8 protein-coding genes are annotated in these 12,696 nt (G+C 58.6%); 7 read left to right on the top strand and 1 reads right to left on the bottom strand.

Going from position 1 to position 12,696, the window contains the following annotated elements:
* Window positions 1–38: 38 nt before the first annotated feature.
* The 6 genes from ACZ48V_RS00400 to ACZ48V_RS00375 all read left to right on the top strand — a co-directional run bounded on the left by ACZ48V_RS00400 (window position 39) and on the right by ACZ48V_RS00375 (window position 8,973).
* Window positions 39–917 carry a glycerophosphodiester phosphodiesterase gene (locus tag ACZ48V_RS00400; RefSeq protein WP_464540585.1) on the top strand — a complete coding sequence of 293 codons (879 nt, stop codon included), beginning with the start codon at window positions 39–41 and terminating at the stop codon, window positions 915–917.
* Window positions 918–1,378: 461 nt separating this feature from the next.
* Window positions 1,379–2,977, top strand: a complete 1,599-nt coding sequence (locus tag ACZ48V_RS00395; RefSeq protein WP_464540583.1) for a trypsin-like peptidase domain-containing protein — start codon at window positions 1,379–1,381, stop codon at window positions 2,975–2,977.
* Window positions 2,978–3,025: 48 nt separating this feature from the next.
* On the top strand, window positions 3,026–4,228 hold the full coding sequence (gene aroC, locus ACZ48V_RS00390) for a chorismate synthase (protein ID WP_464540581.1): 1,203 nt from the start codon (window positions 3,026–3,028) through the stop codon (window positions 4,226–4,228).
* A 377-nt stretch (window positions 4,229–4,605) separates the two neighbouring features.
* On the top strand, window positions 4,606–6,603 hold the full coding sequence (locus tag ACZ48V_RS00385; RefSeq protein WP_464540579.1) for a PAS domain-containing sensor histidine kinase: 1,998 nt from the start codon (window positions 4,606–4,608) through the stop codon (window positions 6,601–6,603).
* Window positions 6,596–7,054: a response regulator gene (locus ACZ48V_RS00380; RefSeq protein WP_353561635.1), complete on the top strand. Its 459-nt coding sequence runs from the start codon at window positions 6,596–6,598 to the stop codon at window positions 7,052–7,054. Before ACZ48V_RS00385 ends, ACZ48V_RS00380 begins: the two co-directional genes overlap by 8 nt.
* Entirely contained in the window at window positions 7,051–8,973 is a 1,923-nt protein-coding gene (locus tag ACZ48V_RS00375; RefSeq protein ID WP_464540577.1) for a hybrid sensor histidine kinase/response regulator, read from the top strand. The genes ACZ48V_RS00380 and ACZ48V_RS00375 overlap by 4 nt, the downstream gene beginning before the upstream one ends.
* Before the next feature lie 471 nt (window positions 8,974–9,444).
* On the opposite strand, the gene ACZ48V_RS00370 is transcribed toward ACZ48V_RS00375, so the two are convergent.
* Window positions 9,445–10,422: a D-Ala-D-Ala carboxypeptidase family metallohydrolase gene (locus ACZ48V_RS00370; protein WP_464540575.1), complete on the bottom strand. Its 978-nt coding sequence runs from the start codon at window positions 10,420–10,422 to the stop codon at window positions 9,445–9,447.
* A 153-nt stretch (window positions 10,423–10,575) separates the two neighbouring features.
* On the opposite strand from ACZ48V_RS00370, the gene ACZ48V_RS00365 reads away from it, so the two are divergent.
* Complete coding sequence (locus ACZ48V_RS00365; protein WP_464540573.1) at window positions 10,576–12,309, top strand: L,D-transpeptidase family protein; 1,734 nt, start codon at window positions 10,576–10,578, stop codon at window positions 12,307–12,309.
* Window positions 12,310–12,696 lie beyond the last annotated feature (387 nt).

The raw sequence follows: 12,696 nt of genomic DNA, 5'->3' as shown, positions 1-12,696 counted from the left end.
GGGCAATGGTCTGGTGTTCTCCTGAACGTATTTTTGATATGTCTGCTACTACTGACTCAGATACCCACACTGCACGCACGCCACCGGGGGTTGACCTGCAGGGGCACCGTGGCGCGCGGGGCGTGCGTCCAGAGAATACATGGCCAGCGTTTGAGTATGCCCTTGCACTTGGCATTCCCACTCTGGAGATGGACGCGGTGGTGAGTGCCGATGGTGATGTCGTGGTGTCGCACGAGCCATGGATGAACCCGGCTATCTGTACGGCTCCCGACGGGCGCACGCTCTCCGAGAATGAGGCGCAGGAGCACAACCTCTACCAGATGACCTATAGCGAAATTGCAGCGTACGACTGTGGGAGCCGAACGCATCCGTCGTTTCCAGACCAAGTGCCGACCGCAGCTCAAAAGCCGCTCTTGCGTGATGTGCTTGAACGCGCCGAGGCGTTCGTGCGCCGCACCGGCCGCGATGCAGTCTTCTACAACATTGAAACGAAGAGCCGCCCCGAATGGGAAAACGTCTTCCACCCGCCTCCCGATGTGTTCGCTCAGCATCTGATCGATGTGGTGCAGCAGGCTGGCGTATCCAGCCGCACCACAATTCAGTCGTTCGACCCGCGCACGCTACATTACACGCGAGAGGCCGCTCCCGGACTCCGACTGGCCCTGCTCGTGTCGCAGCAGGCAGACAGAGGGGTGTCGCATAACGTTAGCGATCTGGGGTTTGTGCCCCATATATACAGCCCCGACTATAAGCTGGTTACTTCATCCATGATTAAACAGGCCCGGTCGATTGGAATGCAGGTGATTCCATGGACGGTGAACAGCCGCAGCGATATGCGACGTATCATAGAAATGGGGGGAGATGGGTTTATCACCGACTATCCGGCGCGCGGACAAGACGTGCTGGCTGAGACCTGAGCTGGCACAAACGAATGACAGAGCTGTGTGGGCAAAATACAACATATAACAGAAGCAGATAGAAAGTTGGATCCACGTGCGACAGTGCACGATGTGCGAGGCGCCTCAGGCAGCTACAAGGGTGGATGTTAAACAATATGCCACGAACGGATATGCAACGAAACGACACAATCCGTGTCTTCAGGGACTACTGCGACTGTATGTCAGTTGTAATGATGGTACAATGTTAGATATTAAGGCCCAGACATCAAACCATGCGAAAAGGCCAGCGTGTTAAAATTGTCTCATTGAAAGCATATGCTAAAGCAAGATGGTGACGTGGAATGCTCATGCAGCGCTCTGAGCCAGCAAGCCTGTTTATGTGAGGAGCAGTTAACGCATTCGTTTCGTGGCGTGTAGCCCGTCTGCAGGTGGCCATGCTTGCAGCAGGGTTGGTTTCTTTGTAGAACGACCATACGATTATGTCAGTATCCCGTCGCTTAGTACATCTTGCAATCGGTGTCGGCCTGGTCTGCACCGGGTTGCTGGCGGGCATCCTGCTCATGCTGGTCTTTCCTGGTGATGAATCCGGTAGTACCTCCGAAGACACCCGACCACGTATCGAACTGGGGGGGAACACCGTTGCGCTGCCGGCCCCCTCTACATCGACAGCCGACTCCAGCATTGCCTCTGATGGCATTCCGACTCTGCAGGGGCTCAACACCGCCTTCCGGCGTGTGGCCGACCGCGTTACTCCGACCGTCGTCTTCCTTCAGGTCGAGACAGAGCGTGGCAACGAGCGCAGCCTCCGGTTTGACGGCGACATGGAGCGGTTTCTTCCCCCGCGACCCCGGCAGAGCGTGGGCAGTGGCGTCATCCTGAGTGCAGAAGGCCATATTGTAACCAATGAACATGTGGTGTCGCGTGCGCAGAGCATCCAGGTCACCCTTCACGACAAACGACAGTACCAGGGCGAGGTGATCGGCGTTGATCCGTCTACCGACCTTGCGGTGGTAAAGGTGGATGCAGACGAGCCGCTCCCTACCGTTCCGCTTGGCAACTCTGATGCCTTGCGAGTCGGAGACTGGGTTGTGGCGGTTGGCAATCCGTTTCGGCTTACCTCCACCGTTACCGCTGGCATTGTGAGCGCGCTCGGACGCCAGGTCGACATCATCGATGACACCTTCAGCATTGAGGATTTCATTCAGACCGACGCCGCGATCAACCCCGGAAATTCGGGAGGGGCGCTGGTTAATCTGAGCGGTGAGCTCGTAGGTATCAATACAGCGATTGCTACTGAGAGCGGGTCGTACGAAGGCTATGGGTTTGCGGTGCCTACGCAGCTTATGCAGCGTGTAGTAGCCGATCTCATTGAATATGGCGAGGTGCGCCGCGGATACCTGGGAGTGAGCATCGAAGAGATTGATGCCACACGTGCCCGCCGCCTGAATATGGATCGCATTCAGGGCGTATACGTGGGTACGGTACGTCCGGGAGGCGCTGCCGACCAGGGGGGGCTGCAGGATGGAGACGTGGTGCTTTCGATTGACGGGCGCGACATCGATGCGCCGAACATGCTGCAGAGTGCCGTTGCACAGCGCCGCCCCGGCGAAACGATGGAGCTTCGCATCCTACGCGATGGACAGATCCAGACCAAGCGTGTTGAGCTGATGGGGCGCGAGGCGTTGGCGTACCAGGAGTGGCTTTCAGATCTCGATAACAATGAAGCCCCTTCTCCGCGCCCCGGCCCCCGTGAGGATCTGCCCCGCGATGAACCCTCAGACGACGAAGCGACCGTAAGCCTTCCTTCGTGGGGACTGGGGCTGCGAGCGCTGACAGACGTGCACCGCACTGCCTTTGGGATTGATCGGGGCGCTTATGTGGTTTTCGTCGAAAAAGACAGCCGTGCTGAAAACGCTGGCGTCTCGCGCGACGTAGTACTTACCCATGTGGATGGCACCTCCGTAAATGATGCCGAAGAGGTTGCCCAGCGCTTCAAAGAAGCTACCGACCCTCGCGTATTAGTGCGTGTACAACGCCGCAATGGTACCAGTGCATTTTACGATATTGAGCGGCCATAGCGGTCGCGTCCGAACGCCTGCTCTTACTCTGTTTGTTTCTCTGACTTCATGATTCGATACCTAACTGCTGGCGAGTCGCACGGCGAATCCCTCATTGGAATTGTCGAGGGGATGCCCGCACACGTTCCGCTCTCCCCGTCCGATATTAACGAGCACCTGGCACGCCGCTGGCTGGGCTATGGGCGTGGTGGACGCTCGAAGATTGAGAATGACAAGGTGCATATCTATTCGGGCATCCGATTTGAAAAAACACTCGGAAGTCCTATCGCAATGCGCATCGACAACGGAGCGTACAAGAAAGACAAAGCCGGATGGCCCGAGAAGATGGCCATAGAAGGCGATGGCGAGGGCATAGAACCGGTCACGCTCCCGCGTCCGGGACACGCAGACCTGGCAGGTATGCAGAAGTACAACTTCGACGATATGCGCCCGGTTATCGACCGGAGCAGCGCACGCGAAACGGCCATGCGGGTGGCCTGCTGCTCAGTGGCCCGTACGCTGCTGCGTCATTTCGGCATTGAAGTAGGCAGCCACGTGACGCGCATCGGGAAGGTCGGATACGACGGCCCCGGCGACTGGTACGATCGCGTAGAGTCGCTAATTGATGGTGGAAGCGCCCGCGCCGTCTATGAGAAGGCTGATGCAAGCGAAACACGCATGCTCGACGAAGACATGACGACGCGCTGTATCGAGCACATCGAAGAGGCTAAGGCCAACCGCGATTCCCTTGGAGGTACCTACGAAGTCATCGCGACTGGCGTGCCACCTGGACTCGGGTCGTATGTGCACTGGGACCGCCGCCTTGATGGGCGTCTTGTGCAGGCGATTTGCTCTATCCAAGCTCAGAAAGCCGCAGAGATTGGGGATGGCGTGCGCAATGCCAGCCGCCCCGGCTCTGAAGTGCATGATCCTATTCTGCCTGGCGAGGGCGATACATACCCGCGCCGTACCAATCGTGCGGGCGGACTCGAAGGGGGCACCACCAATGGCATGCCTATTGTAGTGCGTGGCTATATGAAGCCCATTCCAACGCTGATTAAACCGCTTGACTCGGTCGATACGGCGACGAATGAAGCACAGCCAACGCGCTACGAGCGCAGCGACATCACCAGCGTGCCTGCTGCTTCTACCGTCGCTGAAGCCACGGTGGCATGGACGCTTGCCGAGGCGCTGCTCGAAACATACGGCGGCGACACGATCGACGACGTGCGCGCTCACATGGAGAGCGACCGGGCCTCTCGGTCCCGGTAGGCCCAATGATAGCAGATACGGCTCTGAGAGGAAATAAGCCTCGCACAAATTGACCATTGCCCAGTCCGCGGGGGGCTCGCTACGTAAGATGTCGCTTCGGGGGATGGGGACATATGGCTAACACGCGTAGCAACCTGTTCATAAAGTGAACTAAACGGTTGACTCTCGCGGTGGCATCCCCTATGTTAAGAAAGAATCTGTATTATATAACAAATATATTACGGGTTCAGCGGTGCATTGATTGCAATTGGTCTCCACGCTTGTTGCTCTTCTCGCAGGACCTACCCTGAGACTCCCCCACGCCACCCGTTTCATCTGCGTATCTGCCTTGCTGAACGCGCCGCTTCCGACAACGCACGCTTTTGCAGTACACCCCTATGACGCGTAGCTCTCTTCGTGTTTGCATTGCAGATCTACCTGCACCGGTCGTGCTTTTGGATGCCGATGGAAACATCGAAGCCGAAAGCGACCGGTGGCGCCGTACGTTTCGCGTACTGGTGCCTGGCGCTCCACAAGACGTCTCCCTTTTTGAGCTTATTGACGATCCTGAGGGGGCGTGGCATGAAGCGCTGCAGCGGTGTATTGATGAGGCCCGGATGCTGCAAGGGAAGCAGCGCGTTATGCTCTTTCCAGAGGCCGGGCCGCGCTGGGTCGACTGGGAGATGCGCCCCGTCCCCTCCGACGATGAGGAAGAAAACGTTACCCACGCGGCCCTCTTTGCCACCGACCGTACCAGCGAGCGCCAGACCGATCGGCTGCGGCAGCAGGTAGAGGCCCGGTTTGACACGCTGCTCGACACCATTCAGGAGGGGGCGTTGCTTATGGATAGCGAAGGCATCTTCCGAGACTGCAACGACACGGTGCCCGAGATATTCGGGCGGCCGCGTTCGCAGATCATCGGGTCGCACTTCGGCGACAGCAAGTGGACGGGGCTACGGCCCGACGGCACGCCCCTGGCCAACACCGAGTTTCCGTTCTGGGTTGCTTATTACGAGCGCAAACCGGTGATGGGCGAAGTCATGGGGATCTATCCACCCGATGCACCGCCCCGATGGATTCGCGTTAATGCCCGTCCGCTTTTTGAGTTGGACGAGGAGGATCCTTACGGAGTGTTTATCTGCTTTGAGGATATCACCAACGAGCAGCTGAAAGATGAAGCGCTTCAGACCTCGCGCGACGTGCTTTCGAGCGTACTCACCAGCTCGCTTGACGGCATCGTGGTCTACTCGGCTGTGCGCGACGCTCGGGGCACGATCGTTGACTTCGAGTGTGTGCTTGTGAATCCGCAAGGTGAGACGCTCCTTAAGATATCGGCGGAAGAGATGGTGGGAACCAAGCTGCTTGAGCTGCTGCCAGAGCATGCCGATCAGGGACTGTTTGATGCATACGTCAATGTTGTGCGCACGGGTGAGCCTTACGAGAGCGAGCTTCGCCTGGCCGATACCGAAGGCGGCACAACATGGTGCCAGGTTATGGCAGTAAAGATTGAAGACGGCATCGCCGTCACCTTCCGTGATATTTCTGAGCGACGCGAAGCCGCCCAGGCGATGTCGGTTGCCAATGAGAAACTGGAACAGCGCAACCGCGCACTGCGCGACTTCGCGTACATTGCCTCGCACGACCTGCAGGAACCTCTCCGCAAGATCAGCGCCTTCTCGAACCTGGTTGTTGAAGATTACGGCGACAAGGTCGATGATACCGGAAAGCACTATTTAGACCGGATGCAAGATGCGGCGCAGCGCATGTCGCAGCTCATCTCTGATCTGCTGGTGTACTCGCGCATTACAACACAGGCACGCCCCTTTAAACCGGTTGACCTCAATAAGATTGTCGAGAACGTGCTCAATGACTTGAGCATGCGTATCGAAGACGTGGAGGGAACGGTTGAAGTGGGAGACCTCGCGACCATTGAGGCCGATTCCACGCAGATGCGTCAGCTCCTGCAAAACCTCATCGGCAACGCCCTCAAGTTCCACCGCCCGGATGTGCCTCCCAAGATAACGGTCGACGCCACAATGGTCGATCGCGACACACTTAATGGCGGTCCCCCGGTTGCTGCCTCCTCTAACACGCTGTGCCGCCTTCGCATCACCGACAATGGCATTGGCTTTGAAGCCAAATACGTCGATCGCATCTTTACTCCTTTCCAGCGGCTGCATGGACGCGGCTCCTACGAAGGTACGGGGATGGGACTGGCTATTTGCCGGCGTATCGTAGAGCGCCACGGTGGAAGCATTGGGGTTGAAAGCGTGCCTGACGAAGGATCTACGTTTACCGTCTGGCTTCCTGCCGAGCACTCTTCAGCCTCTAACGATACGTCCACTGCGCCCGATGAACATGACCAATTCACGACAGAGAAGATCTTGGATGAGTGACGAAAGCATTCGCATCCTCCTTGCCGAAGACGACCCTGACGACCGGCTCCTCACGCGTCAGGCTCTTAAACGCAGCCGCCTTGCTAACACCATTTCGATGGTGGAAGATGGCGAGGAGCTCATGCAGTACCTGCGTCATGAAGGGCCGTACAGCAACCCCGAGGATGCGCCGCGTCCGGGGCTTATCTTGCTTGACCTGAACATGCCTCGCATGGACGGGCGCGAGGCGCTCAAGATTATCAAGTCGGACCCAGCGCTCCGGCGCATTCCGATCATTGTACTGACGACATCAGAAGCTGAGCAGGATATCTTGCAAAGCTACGATCTTGGAGTGAACGCTTTCGTAACAAAGCCCGTAACGTTTGATGGGTTGGCCGATGCCATCCAGGCACTCGGCGACTTCTGGTTCGAAATCGTGAAGCTTCCCCCGCAGTACGAAGAAACCGAATGATAACAGCCACAGAGGAGATCGACGTACTCCTTGTTGAAGACGACGAGGACGACTTCCTGATTACACGGGCCTTGCTCTCTCGCGCTGAGAGCATCGAGTGTAATCTTGAGTGGGCCTCCAGCTATGATGAAGGCCTGAATGCTATTCTGTCGGGCGAGTATGACGCCTGTCTGGTTGACTACCGTCTGGGAAAATACACGGGTCTTGACCTGCTCAAGGCGATCAATGATCGGGGCAACCACACGCCTATTATCCTGCTTACTGGCCAGGGCGACCTCGAAATTGATCTGACGGCAATGGCTGCCGGTGCCGCCGACTATCTCTCCAAAGAAGAAATCGATGCTCCGCTCCTGGAGCGCTCCATTCGATACGCCGTGGAACGGGCCCAGGCCGATCAGCGCATCCGCGAACAGGCTGCGTTGCTCGACAAGGCACGTGATGCTATCATTGCGTACGACATGGATGGTTCGGTGGTCTACTGGAATAAGAGCGCCGAGCGCCTCACCGGGTGGACCGCCGAGGAGATGGTTGGTGAACAGGCCCGCAACTACCTGTACACCGATGCACAGCGTGAAAAGCTGGACCAGTGCTTCGCAACCATCGAAGAAGACGACGAGTGGACCGGCGAGCTTAAGCAGCAGACCAAAGACGGTGACGATCTGGTCGTGGAAAGCCGGTGGACGCTCGTGCGCGATAACACTGGCGAGCCCTCGTCGGTGCTGGTCATCAACACCGATATTACGGAGCGGAAGCAGCTGGAGATGCAGTTCCTGCGCTCGCAACGCATGGAAAGCATTGGGCGGCTGGTTGGAGGGATTGCCCACGACCTCGGCAACCTGCTCGTGCCTATCTTGCTTGGCGTTAAGGTGCTTCAGCAGCGTTTCGACGACGACGACCAGGTCGAGCGCACGCTGTCTATGATTCAGAAGAGCGCCGAGCGGGGATCGGACATGGTTGAGCAGGTGCTGGCCTTTGCACGGGGCGTAGAGGGCGAGCGCGTCGTGCTGAATCCGGGAAGCATCATCGAAGAGGTCGAGAAAATCATCCAGGAAACGTTCCCCGATGATATAACGGTGACGACCGCTGTCGCTGATGATCTTGACGCGATTATGGGGGATGCCACGCAGATCCAGCAGGTGCTCATGAACCTGAGCGTGAATGCCCGCGACGCAATGCCGGACGGAGGCACGCTTACAGTCAACGCGGAGAACATCACGCTCTCGGCGAGCGACGCCCGCCGTAACATCGACGCCGACCCCGGCCCCTACGTGCGTATCACCGTGTCGGATACCGGCACTGGCATCCCAGATGATGCCATCGATAAGATCTTTGAGCCGTTCTTCTCGACTAAGCCGGAAGGCGAGGGAACCGGTCTGGGGCTGTCTACCGCGTACAGCATCGTGAAGAGCCACAACGGGTTCATCGATGTGCGGAGCGAAGCTGATGAAGGAACCACGTTCCGGATATTCCTGCCCGTAACAACGAAAAGCCGAAACGCGACAGGCGATGGAGCCGACGATGAAGAGGCACGCGGACAGGGAGAGGTGGTGCTTATTGTTGATGATGAGGACTTCATTCGGGAAACGGCGCAGCAGACGCTGGAGAGTGCAGGATACCGGGCGATCGTAGCCCGACATGGCAAGGAGGCACTCGAACTCATGGAGGAGTACCACGAGGCCATCGATGCAGTCATCACAGATCTACGTATGCCCGAGATGAACGGGCATGAGCTCATCGCCAAGCTTCATGCTTCATATCCTGACCTTCCTATCATCGCAGCCAGCGGCGTAGCCGACGGACAAACAGATGCCGCCCTTGAGGCCGGCGCCCGGCGGTTCTTGCCTAAGCCGTTCACAGCAGAGAAGCTCTACGGATCGCTGAACGAAGTGCTTGGCACGTCGAAGAGCAAGGCCAAGTAAAGAAAAGCCCGATAGATAGGCTATACGAATAGATAGACCATAAAAGAGCCGAATGCTCAACACCGGCTCGGGAAGGCCCCTGCGACATGTCTACTCAAGTGCAGGGCTGTACCTGGTTTTTATCCACCGGGTTACTCTTCTGCCCCTCAGAGCCTGTTTGGGTTTTGGTTTGCAGGCGAGAGCGAGCGCCGCTGAGGCGAAAATTGGACCCCGATGGAGATTCGTAGCCGGGGCTACGGGCCGACATCGGGGGCAATTTGCACCAGGGGCATGACCTTCGGCCCCAGTCCAGCGCCGCCGCTCGGAGCCCAAATTAAGAAATCAAAACAGGTTCTAAAGGCACTTCCTCGCTGCGCTCACAGTACTGCGTTGCTGGCACACCTCGCAATGACATCCGCAAAGATTCTTTTGTGGGCCTACTCTTAGGAAAGGCAAAAGCACACGGGCTGGCGTGGTGCCTCGTCCCCTTCTCTACCAGCGCGCCCGGTATCCACGCACGTCTACGTGTACAAAAGGGCCCCGGTGGGGAGCGGGCCCGTAGATGCCGATACCTCCGGTGTAGTCGCCCGAGCCGTTCTCCTTGACAGACGTGACGAGCTCTGCGAGATACACGGCATCAGCGCGGGTCACGCGGCCGTCGCCGGTCAGGTCGTCCATGCGGCCGTTGCCGTTTGCATCTACGAAAATGTCGGCAGCATCGCCGTAGAGGTGGCGGCTGTACACGGTGGTGTTGCCGATTGATGCGTTGTAGAAGGGCGTACGGTAGGCGCTCATCACATGCAGCGTTTCCACGTCGTGTCCTTCATTGCGCACCGCGGCAAGAACCCCTTCAAGCAACTGCAGCAGGGGCGTTTGTAGTAAGATAAACTCGGGGGTCGCATTGGTCTGCTTAGAGAGGAACTGCTGCAGGGTGAAGTGGGGGGCGACCGGCGCCGTCACGATGTCTTCCGTGACCCGAATGAGCCCCTCTGGCGGCTCGTAGGCTTCGAGTCCGCGACGGGGCTCCTGCTGATAGCGTCCCACCCGGTAGCCATCCAGGTTGCGGATATCGTGATCCCACGGAGTGAGTACAAACACCTGCAGCTGAATGGTCTGCCCCGTGGCCATATGACGGATGCGCAGCGGGTAAAGTCCGGGCGCCTCGGGAGCAACAAACGGCCAGGGCGCCTCGGACTGCCAGGTGAGCGTATCGGCGGGTGCCTCAATGTGAACCGTGGGTGGGTCTGTGGCGCGTCCTGCTACAGCGAGGGGGACGGTTTCACCGGGCAGGGCCATAACGGCCATGATAGACCGCTGAATCCAGTGGTCGTTGAACTTGACGGCGAACGACGCGTCATTGGGGGCGTCAGCCGGGGCGGGTGAGGGCTGTGCCCAGACCGAGGACGTGAGGGCGGCTGTGCCGAAGCAGAGGCTGGCCCAGATCAGTATGCGTGCAACGTGATGAATCATGATTGCATCGGACGGTGAGTAGCCAAAAAGAAAAGGAGACCTCAAGAGGGCAACGCGGTTCCAGATCATTGGATACGTGGCACTCTATGGCAGGCGCCCCGTATTCCCAGACCATATATGCCGCAATATCAATACCAGACCACTCCATTCGCCATGCGTCGTTTGCTCATTGTTTTGATTTTTGTAATCGGTGGATACGGACTGGGAGGCGCTTCGGGGGTAGCCTACGCCAGCGAAGAGGAAGGGCCGCTTCAAGACGTGCTCCGCGAGCGTATTGAGGCGCTCCGGTATGCTCCGCAAGGCCACTTGCAACGCGACGTAACGACGCTGCGTGCGGTCGAGCACCTGGCGGCGTTCTATGAGACGCGCTCTTTTGCACCGGTATGGGTGACGCCCACCCACCAGCGGATGACCACATACGCGCTGCGTGCGGCGCTGCGACAGGCAGAAGACGAAGGGTTGCGCACGGCCGATTATCATCTGGATGCGATGAACGAGACGTTGCAGGCGCTTCGGACGGCGGCGCTTGATGAGCGAAGAACGCTTCTGGTTGACCTGGAGCTCATCTGCAGCGATGCGTTCTTGCAGTATGCCAGCCACCTGCTTGGTGGCCGGGTCGACCCGCAGCAGCTTATACCGTCGTGGAACATTGAGGCACGTGCTACGGATCTGATGGGTTCGTTTCAGGCGCTCAGTAACGGACAGGCCGTCCACGAGGCATTGCAGTCGCTACGCCCCCAGCATGCTGAATACGACGCGCTGCGGGCTGCGCTGGCTCGGTACCGGCGTATTGCGGATGCAGGCGGGTGGCCTTCGATCGCGGAAGGGAGTACGCTCGATCGGGGCATGGAGGACGAGCGCGTGGTGCAGCTCCGTGCCCGCCTTGAGGTGACGGAGGCGCTGGCTTCGGCGCCCGACTCGCTGCTGCCGGTGTTCGACGCGCCGGTGGATGAGGCGGTGCGCGCGTTTCAGAGGCGACACGGACTGACGCCTGACGGGCGCGTTGGACCGGCGACCCGTGCGGCGCTAAACGTGCCTGTGGAGACGCGTATCAACCAGCTCGTGGTAAACCTGGAGCGCTGGCGCTGGCTGCCGAACGATCTGGGCAGACGCTACGTGCTGGTGAACATTGCATCGTTTGATCTGCAGGTTGTAGAGGAGGGCGAAACGGTGCTGGAGATGCCGGTGGTTGTAGGGCGCTCCTACAGACAGACCCCGGTGTTCTCGGATGAGATCTCGTACCTGGTGCTGAGTCCGTACTGGCACGTGCCCCACAGCATCGCCACGCGCGACAAGCTTCCCGAATTTCGGCGCGATCCGTCGGCAGTAGCCCGGCAGGGGTTCCAAATCTTTCAGGGATGGAGCACGCAGGCACAGCCCATCGACCCGATGGCGATTGACTGGGAAGCGCTCTCCGCTCGGAACTTTCCGTATCGGCTTCGCCAGAATCCGAGTCCGAACAATGCGCTGGGGACGGTCAAGTTTATGTTTCCGAATCCGCATAGCGTCTATCTGCACGATACGCCGGGGCGGCAGCTGTTCGGACGCGACACCCGCGACTTCAGTTCGGGGTGCATCCGTGTAGCGCGCCCGCTCGACCTGGCCGAATACCTGCTCCGTGACAGTCCGGGCTGGGACCGTGCGACGATAGAGCGCAACATGGGCCGTTCCGACGAGCGCACCGTTGTGCTAAACGAGCGTGTGCCTGTGCATCTGCTGTACTGGACGGCCTGGGCTCGAGCCGATGGCACGGTGCATTTTCGCGATGACGTGTACAGCCGGGACATGGACGTGCTGAGGGCGCTTGCCAGCCGCGTGACAGTGCCCCCGATGCTACACAATCTGCTGCAGTCGACCAACACGCCTTCTGCACGGACTACGCCGTAGGTAACGGCATGTGCAGGTTTCCTTCCTCCTTTGTTGATCGCCGCCTTGTCGCAGAATGCGCGGTCCTCACATCCGCCATTCCCTCACGCTGTTCGGGATTTCCCCCTTCGCGAAGGGGAAAATGTCGCGTAGCCACAAAGGGGGATATGCGCCCAAAAGGATCATGGAAAACTTGCACACCGCGTAAGATAGGTACGTAAGATAGGCACGTAGCGCCGTCGTTAGCATGTTGACTTGAGATATAAACAGACCGGAGCGTACGAAAAGCCATGTCCTGGATTCATCCTGGGCAGGTGGTGCCGCACCTCGCAGTTATCCATACCCAACACCGGAAAGGCGTGGATAGATGAGCAGCATTCTGCACAAATGTGCGTAGCGGGGGCCGCT

The organism is Longimonas haloalkaliphila (assembly GCF_055379825.1).
The sequence above is the reverse complement of the archived record's forward strand: the minus strand, read 5'-3'. Positions and strand labels throughout refer to the sequence as shown.